This window comes from Pedobacter cryoconitis, from assembly GCF_014207135.1.
Taxonomy (GTDB): domain Bacteria; phylum Bacteroidota; class Bacteroidia; order Sphingobacteriales; family Sphingobacteriaceae; genus Pedobacter; species Pedobacter cryoconitis_D.
Map to the genome: position 1 here is coordinate 1 of NZ_JACHCC010000012.1, position 20982 is coordinate 20982.

A 20982-nucleotide genomic window follows, 5' to 3' on the forward strand; every position below is an offset into this window, starting at 1 on the left:
GTGTACTGGAGAAGAGTGGTTTAGTGCGTCAGAGTGTGGTGGTTGCCAAAACCGATGCGACAGGTAACAAGCAACTGGTTGGTTATGTGGTGGTGCAAGATGTTTTGAACAAGGAAGCCATACAAACTCAACTGAGAGCTTATTTACCGGAATACATGGTGCCGGCTTTATGGGTAGAGGTGGCGGAGATTCCTTTGACGGTGAATGGTAAGGTGAACCGCAAGGCCTTACCTGATCCCGATCTGAGTGCCCAACGGAATGTAGCTTATGTAGCCCCAGGTAATGAAACGGAGCAAAAACTGGCTGAGATCTGGCAGGAATTACTGGGAATAGAACAGGCTGGTATCCATGATAATTTCTTTGAACTGGGGGGACATTCTTTATTGGTTACCAGGTTACTGGCTACCATTCGTAAGGAACTAAAAACCGAACTTGCGGTGAAAGATATATTTATATATCCTACTATAGCTGCTCTTTCTGTTCAGATACAGGCATCGGGTAGCAGTACCTTACTGCCGGCAATTACAGTACAGCCAAGGTCATCGCGTATTCCATTGTCATTCAGTCAGGAACGTCTCTGGTTTATTGACCAGTTAGAAGGCAGTACCCATTATCATATGCCTCTGGTATTAAGGCTAAAAGGCGCATTGAACCAGCAAGCTCTTGAGTATGCATTACAAAGTATTATCAACCGTCATGAAGTGCTGAGGACAGTACTGAGAGAAGAGGAAGGTGTAGCTTATCAGCAGGTACTTGAACCTGATCAATGGAGTTTGTCGGTCATTGAAGAGACCGAAGATCCGGATAGGGCAATTACTTCATTTGTAGAGCATCCATTCAGATTGGATGAAGATCATATGGTAAGAGCGGCAATTGTAGCATCGGGAGCAGATGAAAATGTGCTTGTCATTGTGATGCATCATATCGCATCCGATGGATGGTCGTTGTCGGTGATGGTTAAAGAATTGTCTGAATTCTATAGTGCCTATGTTGAGAAACGTGTGGCGCAGCTTGAACCATTAACCGTACAGTATGCTGATTACGCCTTATGGCAGAGAATGTATGTGGCAGGTAATGTACTGCAGTTACAGCAAGACTATTGGCAGAAACAGCTGGCAGGTGTAGAAATATTACAGCTGCCGACTGACTATGCACGCCCTGCTGTGTTGAGTACAAACGGGGCAATGGCAGATTTTAGGATTGATATTAAACTGGCAAACCAGTTAAATGAATTCAGCCAGGAGCATGGCATCACTTTATTTATGACACTTTTATCTGCCTTCAAGGTATTGTTGTATCGCTATAGCAATCAGGAAGATATTTGTGTGGGTACTTTACTGGCAGGTAGAAAACAGCAGGAAGTTGAAAGTCTGGTCGGCTATTTCATTAATACATTGGCAGTGCGTAGTGACTTAAGCGGGACGCCATCTTTTTCTGATCTGGTACAAAGAGTGAAATCAACTTTGTTACAAGGGTATGAGTATCAGGATATGCCTTTTGAGAAAGCACTGGAGGTAGCAGCTGTAAACAGGGATCTGAGCAGAAATCCATTGTTTCAGGTGATGTTTATATTACAAAATACGCCTGATAATACAGGATTGGTTTTCGGAGATCTCCAGGTAGCTGAAGAGGAAACAGCTTATACACCCTCGCCTTTTGATATGTCTGTGGCGATCACTGAAGAAAAGGAAGGACTGAATATAAATATCAGCTATTGTACAGATCTTTTTCAGGAAGAAACAATCCTGAGGATGATGGGACATTACAGACATTTGCTACAGTCCATCATTGCAGAACCATTTCAGCAAATTAATACTTTGTCAATGTTGCCATCGGCAGAAACAGAGCTGTTAAAGGGAATGTTCAGTGGACCGGTAGTAGATTATCCAAAGGAAAAAACTGTGATGGTTTTGTTTGAGGAGTGGGTTAGTAAGACACCGGATGCAATCGCATTAGTTTTCGAAGGGGAACGGCTTACTTATCTTGAACTGGATAAAAGGGTGAATCAGTTGGCGCATTATTTACGTAAAAGGGCTGTCCATTCTGATCAGCTGATCGGTATTTGTATAGAACGTTCACCGGCAATGCTTATCAGTATACTGGCGGTCTGGAAAGCAGGAGGGGCATATGTTCCGATTGATCCGGGATACCCGGCAGACCGTATGCTGTATCTGCTGGAAGATAGTGGTGCCAGTCTGATTATCAGTAGTAACCGTAGCAGAAAAAATTTACCTGAAAGTGTGCAGGATGCAGTAATTTCTATAGATGACTATGAACTTTTGAATGATCAGCCATTAACTGCACCGGACAACAGAACGGCCCCGGAGAATCTGTGTTATGTGATTTATACTTCGGGTTCTACAGGTAAGCCAAAAGGAGTACTGGTAGAGCACAGAGGAATGCTCAACCACTTATTTGCGAAAATAAATGAACTGCAGATGGATAATCATACGATACTCTCTTATACAGCTTCTTATACTTTTGATATTTCTGTATGGCAGATGTTTTGTGCTTTATTATGTGGTGGATGTACTGTGGTTTATGCGGATCATCTGATCTTGCAACCAGCAGCCCTGATAGAACAGGTTGATGCTGATCGAGTTAGTATTCTGGAACTGGTGCCTTCATACCTTGCAGCAGTATTGCAGGAGGAGACTACGGTAAAATTAAATAGTCTGCGCTATTTATTGGTTACAGGTGAAGCTGTAAGCCAGTCTTTGCTGGCTCAATGGTTTAATCATAAAGATTACTGCTGTATTCCGGTTGTGAATGCTTACGGGCCTACAGAAGCGTCCGATGATATTACGCATCATTTTATGTATAATACGCCTTCGGGTAGTAATGTTCCTTTAGGTAAAACTATCCAGAATTTAAGTATTTACATCTTCGATTCATATGGACAAATCTGTCCATTGGGGGTGCCGGGTGAGATCTGTGTTTCTGGTGTTGGTGTGTCCCGCGGTTATCTGAACCGGGAAGACCTCACAAGAGAAAAATTTGTGCCGGATCCTTTGCGTCCAAATGAACGGATGTACAAGACGGGAGATCTTGGGAGATGGCTGACAGATGGTAGTATTGAGTATCTTGGACGTTTGGATGACCAGGTGAAGATCAGAGGTTACCGTATAGAACTGGGCGAAATAGAGCATTTACTAAATCATCATCCTCAGGTACAGCAGAGTGTAGTCATAGCCAGGGCTGATGCTCAGGGTGTGAAACGTCTGGTGGGGTATATTGTACCGTCCGAAACGGTGAACAGGGAAGATATCATTACGTATCTGAAAATCAGTTTGCCGGAATATATGATACCTATGCTGGTTGAGCTGGAGCAATTGCCGCTGACTTCAAATGGAAAGATTGACAAACATTCCTTACCTGAACCGGAAAGTAGTTTGTTGTCAACGCATGTATATGTCGCACCGCGTAATGCTGTAGAAGAGATGCTGGCAGCTATATGGCACGAATTGCTGGAGATGGAACAGGTTGGGGTAAATGATAATTTCTTTGAGCTGGGCGGCCATTCTCTGATTGTGATCAGAATGCTTTCAAGGATCAGAAAACTAGGCTATAAAATTCATTTAAGTGAGCTGATGATTCATAAAACAATAGCGGAACAAGCAGCTGTCCTTTCAGGAGACAGGAATCCCGGTACAGCTGAACGGGGTAAACTGAATAATGAACATATCCGGTTGTTAAATGAGGCTGAAGGAGGAGAACCTGTATTTATTATACCTGGCGGAGTTGGAATTGTCGATGGATATGACAGGATGGCTAAGGTAATGGAAAAATCGGGTCCTGTATATGGTCTGAGTATGATGGGGACATTTAATGGGGAAATACCTTTAGACAGTTTGGAGGAAATTGCAGCGCAAAATATCAAATGGATAAAGCAGATACAGGCTGAAGGACCGTATCGTATCGTCGGTCATTCTTTTGGTGGCTGGGTAGCTTATGAAATGGTTAAACAGTTTGAAGCAATAGATGAACAGGTCAGTTTTGCCGCTATAATGGATGTATCTCCAAGACCAGATGTCTTGCCTTCGGGAGATGCAAGGTTGATGAAAGATACTGTAGAATATCTTGAAGTATTTGAAATTATAGTACCCGGAGCCCCTTATCCAGACTGGCTGGAGGCATTCAGATCGGAATTGGAGTCATTACCAGAAGCAGATAAACGTTCATTTATGCTTAATTTCATTGTAGCGCAATATCGCCAGTTTAAGACGCATTCTCAGGATGAGCTCATGCTGGTTTATCTCCTGGTCTTTAATTCTACTATATACAATTATACTTCCTCGGGTAAAGTTAATGCGACCTTGACTATTGTTAGTGCGGACCGTCAGAAGTGGATAAATGAGGGGTTCGATGAGTCGTTAGGCTGGGATGCTTATACGGGAGAAGTAATAAAGGTCAATGCTCCCGGAGATCATTTTAATATGATTGACGATGAGAATGGTAAAGCTTTAGGTAACAGTTTAAATACTGTTATAGCGGGTACTAATGTAACAGACTACAATTAGTGCTAATAGAGTGAGATGAAAAAGCTGCTTGTCAAATTTGCAAGCAGCTTTTTTTATAGGAATGCTTCCTGGATACTCATTACAGTACCTAATATTTTAGCACAAACTAATGCTGGAATGCGCATGTTCGGGTGGTTTGGATGTAATACTTTCCAATGTCCGTAAATATCATTAATGAATTTCTGCCAGTTTGAAGCGTTTAACTGAGCCCTGCCCATGGTAATGCTCGGGCCATGAATCTGCGTGGTATGCCACCAGCCTGTCGGGAACAGGAGTGTATCTCCTTCCTCAACCATACACCTGATCTGTCGTGCTTGTTTAAACAGAGGGAATTTTTCGTAATCGGGATTGAATATATCCACCTGTGAAATTTGCGGGCTACCTGGACGGGGGTATAATAGTTGAGACTGACCTGGTGAGTAAAAAATAAACTCTTTAGATCCGTACACTTGTGTAATCTGCGTGTGCATGTATAAGGCATCATAATGGAGAAAGGGGAAGCTGGCGCCTTTACCACCAAAAAAAAACTCATAAACATCTGTTCCGTTCAATAGAAATTTTGGAAGCAGGGGATGGTTAATCCGGTCTAGTTTACCATAAACTATCTCAGGTTTGATATCTGCTAATAATTCGGGCAGGTAATTCTCAATATTCAGATTGAAAGGATAAGGAGCTGGCTTTTCGGCTGTTGATATCTGTATTAGATCAATAAGCTCTGATAGGGTATACTTCTTGTTTTTAATTTCCTTTGTAATTTCAGGATAATTTGTTTTAAAAAACTCGGGGGTTAGTTTTCCGATTGCATTCCAGTTTTTGGTAGCGTCGGTGAGTATTACCGGAATTTCGGGCTCAATATATTCCTTAAAAAGCTCCTTACGGGAAAGATTGCTGCGTCTGTCTATAGTGGTTAAATTTTCTGCAGCGCTATTTAGTTTACTTGTTTTAAGGCCCATCATCTGATTGAAAAATTAATGTTTACTATGAATTCCTTAGATGACTTAAGATCATGATTAGACACAATTATTTTTCTAAAAATTTATACTCTTAAATATACAAAAAAAACAGGAGATGCGGTTTTGATATAAATCGTTACTTTTGGAGGATCAAATAATTATGAAGCTCAAAATAATATTCGTTATAATCAGTGTTATCTTCTTACTGGCTGTTTTTTTCTTTTTAAAAGGGAAGTATGACCAGTACCAATGGAGCAAGGCAATAGTGACACCAGAACACCGGTTACAGCCAGGCAGCTTTATCTTTTATCAAACCTCAGGTATGGTAACTGATGGGGGAAGTCAATCTTGGCAGTATAAGCATGATTATGATATCAAGATAGTGGTCAGAATAGATAAGGACTATGTGATACTTGCTGGCGTAGAACAATTTTCAATTGAGAATGAGCTGGCTGAAGATAAATTTACGTCAGAGGCAGAAAGATATGAAAAAATGAAAAGCCGGATTACAGGTAAAATTGTAACCAGAATATCTGCCGATGATTTATATAAGCAAGGCGGAGATGGATATACCTTAACCAAATATTTAAAGGAGAAATATCCTGATCTGCTTAAATCAGGATATTATTATAAAGACGATTTACCTGAGTTGAAAAACAAAGCATTACCTAGTGATATAGGGGGGATTCTAAGTTATGTCCCTTGGGTTTATTCTGCGGAAGGGATCAGACAAGAAGGTAAACTGGTACCTTATTCAATGACAAATGTCTTTGATGGAGTTCCTCGTTTAGTGACTTCTGAATCAAAAAATATCGAGCTGATAATCAACAAAAAATAAATTTGAGTCGTTATTTACTCACGGAGTTTTTCCAGGGACTAAAGCTCATCAGGCTAAAAAACGCTAAAATCCATACTCCGATGGCTCCATACAGGATTATCCAGCTAAAACCATAAGTAATCGCCGCATGAGCGATTGATCCGGAAGAATCCAAAGGAGAAATCTGATGGATTGATGTGATATTTCCTGCCGCTATTTTTTCTGACAGAGAACGCCATTCCAATGCGTTTAAGTTGACAGAAAGGTTACTCCTCAAATAAGATAATACTCCGCTTACCAGAATAAATCCCATGATGGCAATGTTTATTGCCAGGGAGATCATACGGGCACTCATGTCTATTCCAGAGGCCATTCCTGCACGTGTACTGGCAACTGAACCTGTAGATGTATTTGTTACTGGTGTATTGGTTAAACCTAATCCTGTACCAGCCAGGAGTGTACCAGGGAGCATTGTTAACCAGCTGGCATGTTCAGCGCTACTGCCAAACCACATCAGTATAAAACCCAGACCGATTATAAACAAGCCAAAAGGGATAACAACTCCAGGTTGGTACCTGATTGAAAGACGCTCTGCGAAAGGTGGAATGACCAGGGTAGGAAGTGTATAGCATAGTAAAGACAATCCGGCTGTGATACTGTCATATTGAAGGGCACTTTGAAAATATATCGGAAGATAGATCATGAAAGGCCAAAAGCTAAAGTTCATGCCCATAGACCCTAATAAAGCGCCCGAGAAATTACGTATCCTGAACACAGAAAAGTCAAACATTGGATGTTGTATCTTGTTTTCTGTAATTATAAAGGCTATAAAACTTAATACTGAAATAGTAATAATAGTTATAGATATGGTGCTGTGAAAGCCAAGCGTAGTACCTTGTGTAATGAAAAATGTTAAACAAAAAACGGATACTGATAGCGTCATAATGCCCAATACATCCAATCTTTTTGCTTCCGGATTTTTGGATTCCTGTACGCCATTTAATATAAGTAACAGTGTTAAAACGGATAGTACTGCGTGTATCAGAAAGACCCATTCCCAACTTAATACAGCTACGATCAGGCCTCCTATGATGGGGCCAAAACCCAGACCGGCACCAAATACTATTCCCCATATACCAAATGCTCTTGCGCGTTCTTTTGAGCCTGTAAACTGATGTGAAAGGATAGCAACCTGGCAAATTAGCATCGCACCGCCACTCATTCCCTGAAGAAACCGGCTGATAATTAAAACGGGCATAGTCTGTGATAAACCACAGATTAGTGAGGCGATACCGAACATAATTATACTGATTATGAAGACTTGTTTCCTGCCAAACCTGTCGGCCAGTGTTCCGGTTGCCATCAAAATTGTTGTACAGGCAATAGTATATGCATTCATAACCCATTGCAGGTCATTGAAATTGCCATGTAGTACTTTTTCAAGAGTTGGGAGTATTACCGGTACACTTGAAATCTCAAGACCGAACATCAGTGCGGCCAGACATACGGACGTCAATGCAATTGTATTTTTAAATGCTATCATTTCTTAGTTTTATTTGTTTTACCAAAATTAGACTGAATTATTTGTGTATTTCGGTATATTTAAATGATAAATAGGTAAATTTGAACTATGATTAAAGAAAATATTCACCAGCCTGTGGAGGTGATTTATAAGAAGGTGGATAGTTGTCCGCTTCGGGATCAGCATTTTACTTTTTTTCAAATGGTCTATGTTATCTCAGGGACAGGAGAGCTGAGTATAAACGGCAACAGGTTAGCTTATCAGGCCGGAAACCTGCTCTTACTGACGCCAAGTGATTATCATAATTTTGAGATTGCAAGTACCTCTGAATTTTTGTTGATCCGGTTTAGTAGTGCGTACGTGAAGGAGTACCGCTGGAAGGGTATTGATCATATCGAATGTTTATTATATTATTCAACTCACTTGTCAGGTTGTATCCTGCAGAATAAGTCGGATGAAATTCATGTGAAAGCAATAGTTGATTCCCTTCTGCACGAGATTAATCATGATGATGTTTATAACCAGGATCTGATTATGCATTTTATCAACGCCTTAATTGTAATTGCAGCAAGGAATATTTCAAAGATTAGGCCCGCCAGTGTTAAAGCCAATGCAGATAAACGGGTACTAGATATTATTAATCATATACAAAACAATATTTATTGTCCGCAACATCTAAAAGCTTCATTTATAGCGGAGAAATTCGGCCTGTCTGGTACTTATTTAGGAAGTTATTTTAAGAATCAATGTGGGGAAGCGATGCAGCATTATATTTCAAATTATAAACTGAGGCTGATAGAGCATAGACTAAATTTTAGTGATATGCGAATCAATGAAATTGTAGAAGAGTTCGGGTTTTCGGACGAAAGTCATTTGAATAAATTTTTCAAAAGCCATAAAGGAATGAGCATGAGTGCGTTTCGAGCTGTAAGGGCGGAGGCTTAAAGATAGGCCTGTACCTCGATTTGTCCATTCATTACTTAGATTCGTCTATTCCTGCATTATTGAAAACAATGTACATTCCGTCTCAATATTGAGATGGAAAATGAGAACACGACCGCTGGTACCTATGTACGATTTGCAGGAAAGGGCAAAGCAGAATTTTGAGATTATAAGGCTTTCTGAAAGTCTGGACTTTGCAGGCAGGAGTGAAGCACACCGGGACAACAATTACATGTTTATTTTTCAGGAACGGGGCATTAGTAAAATGGTTGTTGACTTTCAGGAAATAACCATTACCGGCCCGGCTATTTTTTGTATTCTTCCTGGCCAGATACATTATGGAATTTCATTGCAAAAAGCAGATATGTGGGCATTGGCAATAGGAACGGACTGGATTAAAGATGCTTTTCGTACAATCGTTACAGAGTTCGCCATCCGGAATGTTCAGGTTTCTATCATAGAATCACAAGTACACTTACTACGGGATAGTTTAGTCTTATTACAACAGATCGAACGATTTACACATACCGATATTCAGGGTCAAACATTACCCTCCATGCTTGAGGTTTGTTTAAGTTTGTTTGTATCCTGTTGCAAATATGATGATAATGTCTTTCCACAAACGAATCTGCGCCCTGTTACTATAACAAGGCAGTTCAGAAATCTTCTTGTAGTTAGTTTCAGACAGATGAAGAGCCCTGCTGAATATGCAGGGGCGTTGAACATCTCTCCCCCATACCTTAATGAAGTGGTGAAAAATACTACCGGCCAACCTGTGAGCTACTGGATACATCAGGAAATTATACTGGAAGCGAAAAGAATGCTTTTTTATACAGATAATACAGTTAAAGAAATCGCAGAAAACCTTGGCTATGCTGACGTCACTTATTTTATCCGGCTTTTTGGAAAAGTCGCCGGGCTTGCGCCGTTGAAATTTCGTAACAAATACCACAAATAGTCCAGATATTACTCTTATTCCTTCATTGTTCCCGCTTTGGTAATGCCATTACTTTGTGAAATAAAAAGAATAAAGTAATGGAAGAGAATGTACCAAAAAAGAATAATAAGAAACTGGTAATTGGTGGCCTTCTGGCTATTCTATTAGTCATTTTTACGATTAATTCCTATATCAGTGGACTGGCTTACGAAACTACAGATAATGCTCAGTTGGATGGTGACCTGTTGCCCGTTAAAGCTGGAATTACTGGTTACATCGCTGAGATTCGCTTCAAGGATAATCAGGAAGTGAAAACAGGTGACACACTCATTGTATTTAATACAACAGAATTAAATGCAGAGGCCAGTCAGATCAGGGCAGAATTGGAAAATGCCAGACTGAATGTAGATGTATCGGGCAATATAGCAGAGGCGAGTATTCAAAGTGCAAATGCTGCCGTTTTCGAATCTACTTCTAATGAACAGGGAATCCAGTCCGCAAAGGCAACTTATGATAAATCGGTTCAGGATTTCAACCGGGCCAGACAATTACTGGGTATTAAGGCCATTACTCAAAACGGTTACGAACAGGCACAAACACAAATGGATGTAGCTAAAGCTGCTTATTTTAAAGCGAAAGCCATGCAGCTATCATCCTCAAGTTCATCATCAGGATTAAAGACGCGTGCTATGGCAGAACGAAAACAGGTGTCTGTTGCGCGGAATGTTATCCTTAGAAAACAAGCAGAACTGGCTGCTGCTTTAGAACGGTTGCGTCACGCCTGTATTATTGCACCCTTTGGCGGAATCGTTACCAAAAGAAATGTGCAGACAGGCCAGTTTGTTATCGCTGGACAATCCCTTTGTGCTATTATTAATCACAAAGATCTGTGGGTTACAGCCAACTTTAAGGAAACCCAGATGGGGAAGATCAGAACAGGACAAAAGGTGCAAGTCACTGTGGATGCCTATGAAGAAAAGATGCTGACAGGTACAATTGATTCCTATGGTGGAGCTACCGGATCCCGGTTTGCACTCATACCTCCCGACAACGCCACTGGAAACTTCATTAAAATTGCCCAACGGTTTCCGGTGAAAATCAAACTTGACCCACAAACCGGGAACGGTCAGTTGTATCCCGGACTAAGTGTATTGGTAAAAGTAAAGGTAAACTGATATGGCAGATGAAACTCAATACCCAGCGGGAGCCACTAAGTGGATCCTGGTACTTACCTGTCTTTCCTGCGCAGTGATGGAGCTGATTGACTCTACTATTGTAAATGTTTCATTAAGAGAGATCAGCGGGAATATTGGTGCAAGTGTGACAGAAATCGGCTGGGTTTCCACCGCATATGGTATAGGAAATGTTATTGTCATTCCGCTATCTGGAATGCTGGCCAATCTGATTGGAAGAAAACGCTACTTTACTGGCTCTGTGTTCATTTTTACTTTAGCCTCTCTGTTATGTGGCCTTTCATCTGGCCTTTGGGGTTTAGTGATGTGGCGCTTTATTCAGGGGCTTGCAGGTGGTGGACTATTGTCAACAGCAATGTCAATCGTGCTCGGCGCATTTCCTCCAGAGCAAGCTAAAACCGGATTTTTGACTTTTGCACTGGGGATTATGCTGGGGCCTATTTTCGGTCCCGTGCTTGGAGGGTATATTACCGATACATTGTCATGGCATTGGATCTTTTTTGTCAATGTACCATTAGGTATTATTGGTGGATTACTTTCCTGGAAATACATCACTGATCTGGCCGGCGCTGTAAAACCACCTAAAATTGACTGGTCAGGTATTGCTTTTATTGCGATGGCTTTGGGATCATTACAGTATGTGCTGGAAGAAGGGTCTATACATGACTGGTTTGACAGCGGTGAAATCCGTATTTTCTTCACTATCTCCATTCTGTCTTTCGGTGCATTTATATGGAGGGAACTGACAACAGCTCATCCAGCGGTTGATCTGAAGCTTTACAAGAATTTTAACCTGGTATTGGGTAATCTTATTGGGTTGATGTATGGAATTATGGCAAATGGTACTTTGTTTATTTTTCCACTGCTGGCTCAGGTTTCCTTAGGATGGACAGCCACCCAAACAGGTGAATTCCTCATTTCCGGAGGTATTGCCAGTGCGATAGGAATGATCCTGGTAAAGAAGCTTTTCCCCCGGACAAATGTCAAAATACTGATGGTTTTTGGATTGGTACTGGTGATTATTTCCCTTATCCCGATGGGATTTGTGTCACCAGACTCTACAGGTGATCAGTTCTTCTGGCCTTTTATCGTACGTAATGTCGGTGTTGCCTTTATTGCACCTAATATGATTGGGATAGCCGTTGGCACGCTCAGAGGAAAAGACCTGGCGCAGGCCACTGGTCTTTCGACAATGACCAGGCAATTGGGAGGAGCAATAGGTGTTGCCATTATCAGTATTTATACTACTAAAACCGATGCGTTTATTCGCCATCATCTGGCAAGTAGTATCACAGAATTCAGTATGGCTACGCAGGAACGGTTAAGTGCGCTTGCTCAAACTTTTAAAAGCATAGGATATGGTGATGATCAGGCAATTCAGGCAGCAAATAAGATACTGGAGACCATTCTTGTAAAGCAGCAGACACTGATCAGTTATAATCAGGGTTTTTTAAGTTTTGCTCTTTTATTCATTCTCTGTATTCCGGTAATTCTTCTGATCAGAACACCAAAAGTCAAACAGGAACCACCTGTTGACGGACACTAATTAAATCACAATTCAAAATGAAAATACTTCCTGTTATAATTATATTAATCATAACTGCCTGCCACGTGAAAGCAGCTACAGATACACTTATTTTATCTCGTAGCGAGGCAATAAAAATTGGTTTACGGAACCGATTTGATATTAAAGCAAATGCATACGATGTTAAAATCGCAGATTCAAAAATAATTCAGACCAGAAACAATTGGTTCCCTGAAATAAATGGTGTGGCAAGCTTGAAATACAGTCCGCAGCTTCAAAACTCAGTTATACCTGGTGGTGTCTTGCCTGGCTTTGATCAAAACCAGCTGATTCCACTCACAGTTAAGAGTGAAAGTGTTTTCGGGTTGAGCCTGAGTCAGCCGGTCTTTAATATGGGGCTGATCAATGAGGTTAAACTTGGTAAAATTAATCTGGCCATTCATCAGGAAAAGAATAGAGCTGCGGAAATAAATATTAGTCTCCAGATTAGCCAGGTCTATCTGAATGTGCAATTAAGGGACTTGCAAAAAAGAGTCGCAACGGATATAGCGCAGCGGAACAACGAATACGCAACAATAGCAGAAGGGATGTATAAGCATGGATCCCTGATAGAAAACTATTATCTAAGAGCTGTTCTTGACCGTGATAATGCAAGGCAGGTCCAAAAACAGATGGAACAAGATTATGAGCTAAGCCTGATGGAACTATATTATCAGTTAAATATTCCCCGGGGAACAATTGTGCGTATAAGTGATTCCCTGGATGCGATAGTTGGCAGTATCAGTGATTTGCAGGATAAGGCAGAGGAAAGAACAGAACTCCGCCAGTTAAGACTCAGGCAGCAGGAAGACCAGCTGGGGCTTAAAAATATGAAGCAAAGTGTACTTCCTTCGGTTTATTTTGGGGCAAACTACTCGCAGCAGTTCCTGTCCAATCGATTTAATTATGGAGACGGAAGGTGGTGGAGCCCTTTCAGCTATTTTACACTAAATGTTAATATACCCATCTCAGCACATCTGAAAATAAATGAAAAAAAACGGGAGTACGGAGAAAAGATCAGTCAGAACGAGTTGCTCCTGAAGCAGAAAATGGCGGATATTAACTATGAGATACAGCAGGCCAGGGCTTCACTCAGCAACGCTGTGCTGAATATGAGGAGTACAAAGAGCAGTTACGAACTTTCCAAAACTATTTTTCGCAATCAGCAGCAGCAATATCAAATGGGTGCATTTGCATACAGTGAGTTGATAGATACGGAAAAGACATTGAGTGTTACAGAACGTAATTACATCCAGAGTGCATATGAACTCATGCTGGCTCAGATTAAACTACAGAAAGCAACAAATAACTTTTAATTTAAACAAACAGGTTATGCCTTATATACCCAAATGGATTGCTGATTCCATGGAGAATCTTCTGCCCTCGAAATTTCTGAATGCTACGGTAAACTCTTGTGTTTACATCAATCATGAAATAAAAAACATAGTCTTTACTGCAGATCTGAAAGAGATCGATTTTTATCCAGGCAGTGCTGTCAATTTTCGCGTCAGCGCGAATGATTTCCGTCACTATACCATTTCGGCCTTTGACAGAGAAGCAGGGACATTTGAGATTATTTTCCATATTCATGGCAATGGACCAGGAAGTGATTTAGCAGAACAACTGAAAGTAGGTGACAACATCAAAATAACAGTCCCAGGAGGGCGAAAATTATATAATAAGGAGAAAAGACATCATTTCTTTTTTGGAGATGAAACTAGTCTTAGTTTTTATGCTGCCCTGATGCGGGAGATTAAAAAAAATGGTCAGTCATGCACCGGGGTACTCGAGTTATTGAAACAAAATATAGATGTCCCTTTAGGGCTGGGTTTTGAGATAGTAACCGTATTAAAAACAGCTGATTGTCCAGGACAATCAGCAATTTCATATCTGCAATCTATCGATGAGAAGGAGCGGGATACAATTTTGAACTCTATCTTTTATCTGACAGGTAATGTTGCTTCAGTTCAGGGTTTCAGAAAAGTTTTAAAACAGCTTGGTATAAGTTCAAAAAACATCATCTTTCAGGGATATTGGGCTGAAGGAAGCGTTGGGTTGTAAAGAGAATTTTGAGAGATGCAATAAAAATAAGAAATGTTACCCCATATTTGTATTTTATCATTAAAAATACGCGCTAGTCAGTTATGGAGATGGATTATTTAACGATCGCTTCCAGTACTGCTTTTCGCAAATACTTGCTTACAGGAACCTGGTATTTTTTGATGTGAAGAATGTTACCTTCAACGGAACCTACCTGATCAATGGCAATAATATAAGATTTATGTGTCTGTATAAACCGTTTTGCAGGTAGTTTTTCCAATAATGATTTAATGGTGGCATGGGTAATGATCTTTTTATCCTCGAGATAAATGGCAACATAGTTTTCCATTCCTTCGATAAACAGGATAGAGTCAATAGTTATTTTTTCCAGTTTGCTGTTGGTTTTCACAAAGAAATAGGAGACCTCCTGGTTGGTTTCCTGATGCAATGTGAAATAGTCTTTGGCTTTAAAGACGGCTTTTAAAAAACGTTCAAAGGAGATGGGCTTTAACAGGTAATCCATTACATCCAGTTCAAAGCCTTCCAAGGCATATTGTTCAAAGGCTGTTGTGAAGATCACTTTTGGGGGATGCTGGATAGCTCTTAAAAATTCGATACCAGTAAGATGGGGCATTTTGATATCCAGAAAAAGTAGATCGACCGGCTGTCGCTGTAAGAGTTCACCTAACTGGAAAGCATCTTCACAAGTTCCTTTTAAATCGAGAAAGTCTATTTTTTCTATATATCCGGTTAACCCTTTGCGGGCAAAGGGCTCGTCGTCTGTGATAATACAACTGATCTTATTGTGCATATGTGAGTTTTAGTGTAGCCATGAACTGGTCATGATCCTGAATTAAGCTTAATACATGTTTACCTGGGTAAAGCAGGTTAAGGCGTCGTTTCAGATTCTCCAGTCCGATGCCGTTTGTTCTTGCTGCTCCTAAATTTTCGGGAATAGCATTCTTTACATTAAAGATGATATATTCATCATCTATTGTTGCACTAACGGAGAGCTGATAATTGCCGCCAATAAACTTAAATGCGTTTTCTACCAATGGTAAAAACAGAAGCGGGTATACCAGCTGACTATTCAGGTGCTGATCAAAATCAACTTTTAAAATCAGCTTATCCGTACTTCGTATCTTTTGCAGCTCTATAAAGCTTTGCAGGTATCCTATTTCCTGAATGACTGGAACTTGCTGCTGTTGGTCGTAAAGCTGGTAGCGCAGTAATTCTGAGAAGGTTTCTATACTTTTTTTAGCACCCTGAATATCTTCGTCCATCTGGAAATAGATCGTATTTAAGGCGTTAAACATAAAATGCGGATGGTATTGCGCTTTTAAAAACTTCAGCTCTGTTTCCAGGTGATCATTCGTTACCTTTTCTAGAAGTACTTTATTATCAATATAAGCTTTTAACCAGGTGCTGCTTCTTGCTATACCATAGTAAATTACGGCATACAATGCAGGAATCACATTGATATCGATCGCATCAGCCCAGGAAAGACCATCATCAGTAAATGCGGCCATAGGGGTGAAAACCAGGTTTACAACTAGCTGGTTGGCAACGGATATAATGAGCAGTTCTCTGGCTACTGTCCAATAGTTTAACTGTAATGGCCAGCGGCGATCGCAATAACGAAACAGCCAGCGAAACAAATAGATGCCTAAATAACCTACTGATATGCTGCAAAACATTTCAAAGGCATTTAAACCCCAATCTCTTTTCCAGAAAAGGGATTCTATCTCAATATCGTGCAGCAACCTGATCGTAAAATATATCAGCAGGCCATAAAATGCAGGAAAAATGTAGACCCTGAAAAACTTCATATCCTGCTAAAAATAAGAATTTAGTGTTATATGTGGTATAATTTCTTCGGCTGGAATAACCGTCGGTTTCTGGTTCTCCTTTGGCTTCATGCCAAATAAAAAACGTGTCAATGCAAAAGGTCGGATCAGCAAATGGTAGGTGAGTACAGTAATAAAAAAGGTGGTGCCTATGGTATAGAAATATTTAGATAATATACTTTCATTGGACAACTGTACAAAATAATAAACCAATATAACGATCACTGTTTGATGAAGGATGTAAAATGGATAAACTGCTTGATTTAAATAGTTTAATATGGGGTGTTTACGATTAAAGTAATGTTTTCCATAACCTACTAAAGCCAGTACCCAACCCCAGGCAATCACAGGTTTTAAAGCAATAAACAGGTAAGTGAAAATTTCATGATGAAAAGGCCAGTCAACGTGACCCGGTTCAATCTTATTAAATCTTAAATAATTAAGTAACAACAACGCCAGGAAGCCGAGGGTTAGTGCAAAGCGACGGTTACGTTCCAGGCTATCCATTAGTTTCGCTTGCAGGATACACACAAATCCAGCCAGGAGGAAAAACAACCAGTAGACAAAATAGCAGCCATCGTGTATCAGGTCGTTAGTCTCAGGTAGTTCCCGACTCATCATTGCATACCAGATCACTGCGGGTAACATCAGTAAATAAATCCTTTTCCCTATAGCCAAAACCGCTAATTTCCTTTTAAAAGTCTCGCTTTTAGGAGAGATCAGCCATGCGAAAAGTGGTGCAAATATCAGGTCATATATAAACAAATAGGCAATAAACCAGAGATGATGCCAGCTGAAACTTCCTTTTGGATAGGGGATAAAGTGAAATACATCCGGATACCATTGCCAGAAGCTGCCTTTGTAACCTTGGGTAAGCCGTTCCATATAGATCTGAGGAGGTACAATAATGAACATCCCTGCAATCAGGGGAATCAGTAGTCTGCGGAACCGTAAGCCAATAAAGCTCAGTGTAGACCGTTTTTGCATCATGTAGTAACTCACTGTACCGGAGATGAAAAATAATAGGGGCATGCGAAAAAGGTGCAGGAACAGGTTTGACTCCATCAGCAAGTTGCTGGTCTGTGCATTCTTGATATGCCAGCCTTCCTCTGCTACATAGGGCATGGCCGAATGAAAAATTAATACGCCCAGTATGGATAAAATCCTTAGCCAATCCAGATATGTTTGCCGCTGTGTGGTTTCCATGTTCTTTTTTTGATATAAAAGAACAGCTTTGGATAGAATTAGAATTTTTTTTTTGACCACAGGTCACATTCTGGTGGTCAACAGACTTTTTATCTTTCAGTTTCCTTAATCTTATAGTAACATTCTTTTTGTAAATTTATGTGTGTTATACTAATTAATTACCATGAGATCAATACGTTTATTTAGCATCTTTATTTTCGTTGCGTTGCTTACTGGTATAAGAACAACAGTCTTATCCCAGGAGAATAAAAACAGCGAATGGTACAATTCTACCAATCGCCATAAGGACAAGAAAGCCCCCGTTAAGGATGATAACAGTAAAACAGTAATCCATAACACTGATAGTCTCAATGGAAACCAAGCCTGGCAAAAACTAGCTGTTGGAAACATACTTTCTTCTGCCGGGCATATTGTAAAACCAGAAGGAATTGCTATCCCTTTTGAGTCGAGGGAGAGGATATTGAACGTAGCTCTGGCGCGCAGCAAGAAATTTGTTGTGGTGAAATCGGATAGACATTTATCTATTGTAGATGCAGATAATTTTAAGTTGAACAATAAGAATAATTTTGCAGATAAAGATGATGGGGGATCAATGAATGGACTTGTTGTGGCCAGTGATGATTCTACTGTTTATTATACCGGGCAACAAAAGAACATGTATATGGGCACCATTGGTAAAAGTGGAGCCTTTACCTATAAAATGGCTATCGACCTTTCCATCGATAAAAAACAAACAAATCCTCTTGGGATTGGTTTGTGCAACAGGTCTCAAACAGCCCTGGTAGCCCTGGCCATTGCCAATCGGGTTGCTGTAGTTGATTTGAAAACCAAAAAGGTATTGCGAAATATCCCGGTTGGAATATGTCCATATGGAGTTGTGGTAACACAGGATGAATCCACGGCCTTTATCAGTAATTTTGGTGGACCTGTTCCTGGTAAAGGGGATAAAACGGAGAAGTCGGCGGGTTCGGATGTTGCCGTAGATGAGTCTTCAATTGCTCTGCGTGGCTCGGTTTCGGTGATCGATATCAAAACCCAAAAGGTTCTTACCGAAATCACTACCCGTATCCATCCCGAATCGATGGTGCTATCGCCCAACGGCAAACTCTTATATGTTGCCGATGCCAGTGGAGATGGGATCAGCGTGATCGATGTGAAAACCCGAAAAGTTATCCAGACCATTGATACCAAACCTAATCCAGATCTACCTTACGGAAGTTTAACCAATGCGCTGGAATTTAGCGCGGATGGAAACATATTGTTTGCCGCAAATGCAGGCAACAATGCTATTGCATTGATCAACCCTAAGAAACCGCAAGAAGGGCCATATGGATTTATTGCTGCCGGCGGTTTTCCGGGGGCACTTTGTGTGAAGGACAATAATCTGTTTATTGGTAATGTAGTGCCTTTAAAAGGGGCATTACAAAAGGTAACATTACCGAACAGCAAAGCTGAGCTGGATAGGTACACCCAAAAGGCCGAAAGCAGCTTCCACTTGTTCGATATCATCAGGGTACAGGCCGAAGCAAAATCAGGAGTGGTACCGCAGCCCATTCCAAATAATCCGGGCGAGCCTTCTGTGATCAAACATGTGGTTTATATTATCAAGGAGAATAAAAAGTTTGACCAGGTATTGGGCGACTTTGGAAAAGGAAATTGTGATCCTCACCTGGTTGAGTTTGGGAAGTTAACAACACCAAACACTCATGCTATTGCGAGCCAGTTTGTATTGTTGGATAATTACTATTGTAACGGTGTTCAATCCAATGATGGGCACCAATGGGCTGTACAGGGGATGACAACGCCATACCGCGAAAAGGATTATGCATCTGTGCATTGTGCATACGACTTTGGAACTGATCCATTATGTTATGCAGCAAGTGGTTTCATCTGGGATCACCTGCTGCGTAAGGGAATTTCTTTCAGAAACTTTGGGGAATTGGATTATCCAGAATTGGTTAAAGGAAAGAGCTGGACAGATTTTTATACCGCATGGGCCAACAAAACAAATGATACAGAGTTCAAATGTTCTTACACATCTGATCTGTTGCGCAAATACAGCGATCCTCGATTTCCCGGATGGCAAATGAGTATTCCCGACCAGGTAAGGGCCGATGCTTTTATTACTGCATTATCTGAATATGAAAAGCAGGGAAGTTTGCCTCAATTTATCGTGATCTACCTGCCAAACGACCACACCAGCGGGCACAGTACAACAGTACCTACACCCAGGGCATATGTAGCTGACAACGATCTGGCTACAGGAAGAGTGGTTGATGCACTATCAAAAAGCCCATTCTGGAAAGACATGGCAGTATTTATTAATGAGGACGATCCGCAAACAGGTACTGATCATGTGGATGGGCACCGTTCGTATTGTTTAGTGGCAGGCCCACATGTAAAACGTGATGCAGTAGTGAGTACGTTCTATAATCAATCGTCAGTGCTGCATACCATATGCCAGATTTTTGGAGTGCAGCCGATGAACCAATTGGTTGCACTGGCTCCGCTAATGACCGAATGTTTCCAGGCTACACCAGATTATGCAAGTTATACCCACCTTCCAACCAATATTGCTCTGAACGAGATGAATCCGGACAAGAAGGACATGAAATCGAAGGCCGAAATCAGGTTGGCTCCCAAAACTGAGAAACTCGATTTCTCACGTCCGGATAGAATAGATGATGATGCCCTGATGTTCAGCAAATATGTATGGGCAACCATCCATGGCGATAAACCTTTCCCTACCCAATATTTCGGAGCACATGGAAAAGGCTTAAAACAGCTAGGCTTAAAGATTGATCCCAATGTTAAAAAGGATCTGGATTAATGATTGGATGATGGATAAGACATTTTGCAATATTTCTGTATCAATTCATTTAAGTAACCTCTTTTAATAGCGGCTTTAGCAAAGTAATTGAATACTGGTTCGGCTATTTTTTGAAACCCGATCATTCTTGAATTGTTTAGATAAATAAACACTGCTAAGTCTGAAAACTTCTTAGGAGTCCCTGCGTTACTTGCCAGGCCATCTTTTGCAAGCCCTTTTAAAATGAAAAGTGAATTCTCAAAATTCTTATTGCCAGGGTTAAGGGTTGCTTTTACAATACATTCCTCTTTAGAAACATTGTGGTAATAATGTTTTTCATTCGGCTTTATAGTGGCAACTTCTCCCTGCTTTAAATGGTGAACATTTTTATCTATCCCAACTTCCAGGGTGCCTTTTAAAATTTCGAATGTTTCTGAAAACAGTGTGTGATAATGCCAGGGTGTTTTTTCTCCGGGAAGAATGTTCATCTCCAATATACTGTCTTTATGAGTGTCTGCTGAATGAATCAGTTTTATGTATCCTTTTGTTTTCATAATGTTTTAAATCAGGACACAAAATTACTCCGGTAGTAATCAGTAATGATGCACTTAGGTTAATAAATCAAAATTCAA

The 20982-nt window shown here is 40.6% G+C and carries 15 protein-coding genes; 9 read left to right on the forward strand and 6 right to left on the reverse strand.

The window, feature by feature from the left end; all coding sequences use genetic code 11:
- A partial coding sequence (locus HDF25_RS20570; protein WP_184628287.1) for a non-ribosomal peptide synthetase occupies positions 1–4520 on the forward strand: 4520 nt, incomplete at its 5' end.
- A 53-nt stretch (positions 4521–4573) separates the two neighbouring features.
- On the opposite strand, the gene HDF25_RS20575 is transcribed toward HDF25_RS20570, so the two are convergent.
- Entirely contained in the window at positions 4574–5476 is a 903-nt protein-coding gene (locus tag HDF25_RS20575) for a cupin-like domain-containing protein (RefSeq protein WP_184628288.1), read from the reverse strand.
- Between the two features lie 157 nt (positions 5477–5633).
- Here HDF25_RS20575 and HDF25_RS20580 point away from each other — a divergent pair, with 157 nt between their 5' ends.
- The gene (locus tag HDF25_RS20580; RefSeq protein ID WP_184628289.1) at positions 5634–6311 is read left to right on the forward strand and encodes a hypothetical protein; all 678 of its coding nucleotides are present in this window, start codon (positions 5634–5636) and stop codon (positions 6309–6311) included.
- A 10-nt stretch (positions 6312–6321) separates the two neighbouring features.
- Here HDF25_RS20580 and HDF25_RS20585 read toward each other — a convergent pair whose 3' ends face one another.
- Positions 6322–7833 carry an MFS transporter gene (locus HDF25_RS20585; RefSeq protein ID WP_184628290.1) on the reverse strand — a complete coding sequence of 504 codons (1512 nt, stop codon included), beginning with the start codon at positions 7831–7833 and terminating at the stop codon, positions 6322–6324.
- A gap of 87 nt (positions 7834–7920) precedes the next feature.
- On the opposite strand from HDF25_RS20585, the gene HDF25_RS20590 reads away from it, so the two are divergent.
- From HDF25_RS20590 to HDF25_RS20615, 6 genes are all read left to right on the forward strand, one after another.
- Positions 7921–8757 (forward strand): helix-turn-helix domain-containing protein, encoded by an 837-nt coding sequence (locus HDF25_RS20590; RefSeq protein ID WP_184628291.1) that lies wholly within the window; start codon positions 7921–7923, stop codon positions 8755–8757.
- Positions 8758–8857: 100 nt separating this feature from the next.
- A complete protein-coding gene (locus HDF25_RS20595) occupies positions 8858–9712 on the forward strand; it encodes a helix-turn-helix domain-containing protein (protein ID WP_184628292.1) in 855 nt (284 codons plus the stop codon).
- Positions 9713–9789: 77 nt separating this feature from the next.
- The gene (locus HDF25_RS20600) at positions 9790–10866 is read left to right on the forward strand and encodes an HlyD family secretion protein (RefSeq protein ID WP_184628293.1); all 1077 of its coding nucleotides are present in this window, start codon (positions 9790–9792) and stop codon (positions 10864–10866) included.
- Between the two features lies 1 nt (position 10867).
- Entirely contained in the window at positions 10868–12430 is a 1563-nt protein-coding gene (locus tag HDF25_RS20605) for a DHA2 family efflux MFS transporter permease subunit (protein WP_184628294.1), read from the forward strand.
- Between the two features lie 17 nt (positions 12431–12447).
- Complete coding sequence (locus HDF25_RS20610) at positions 12448–13764, forward strand: TolC family protein (protein WP_184628295.1); 1317 nt, start codon at positions 12448–12450, stop codon at positions 13762–13764.
- Between the two features lie 16 nt (positions 13765–13780).
- Positions 13781–14509, forward strand: coding sequence for a siderophore-interacting protein (locus HDF25_RS20615; protein ID WP_184628296.1), 729 nt, complete (start codon positions 13781–13783; stop codon positions 14507–14509).
- 94 nt (positions 14510–14603) lie between these two features.
- Here HDF25_RS20615 and HDF25_RS20620 read toward each other — a convergent pair whose 3' ends face one another.
- From HDF25_RS20620 to HDF25_RS20630, 3 genes are read right to left on the reverse strand one after another with little or no spacing between them, the layout of a single operon-like run.
- The gene (locus tag HDF25_RS20620; protein ID WP_184628297.1) at positions 14604–15299 is read right to left on the reverse strand and encodes a LytR/AlgR family response regulator transcription factor; all 696 of its coding nucleotides are present in this window, start codon (positions 15297–15299) and stop codon (positions 14604–14606) included.
- Positions 15289–16317, reverse strand: a complete 1029-nt coding sequence (locus HDF25_RS20625) for a sensor histidine kinase (protein ID WP_184628298.1) — start codon at positions 16315–16317, stop codon at positions 15289–15291. The genes HDF25_RS20620 and HDF25_RS20625 overlap by 11 nt, the downstream gene beginning before the upstream one ends.
- A gap of 6 nt (positions 16318–16323) precedes the next feature.
- Entirely contained in the window at positions 16324–17541 is a 1218-nt protein-coding gene (locus HDF25_RS20630; RefSeq protein WP_184628299.1) for an acyltransferase family protein, read from the reverse strand.
- A 163-nt stretch (positions 17542–17704) separates the two neighbouring features.
- Between HDF25_RS20630 and HDF25_RS20635 the strand changes: the two genes are divergently transcribed.
- Entirely contained in the window at positions 17705–20371 is a 2667-nt protein-coding gene (locus HDF25_RS20635) for an alkaline phosphatase family protein (protein WP_184628300.1), read from the forward strand.
- Here the strand turns inward: HDF25_RS20635 and HDF25_RS20640 are convergent.
- Positions 20368–20904, reverse strand: coding sequence for a cupin domain-containing protein (locus tag HDF25_RS20640; protein ID WP_184628301.1), 537 nt, complete (start codon positions 20902–20904; stop codon positions 20368–20370). The genes HDF25_RS20635 and HDF25_RS20640 overlap by 4 nt on opposite strands.
- Positions 20905–20982: the final 78 nt, after the last annotated feature.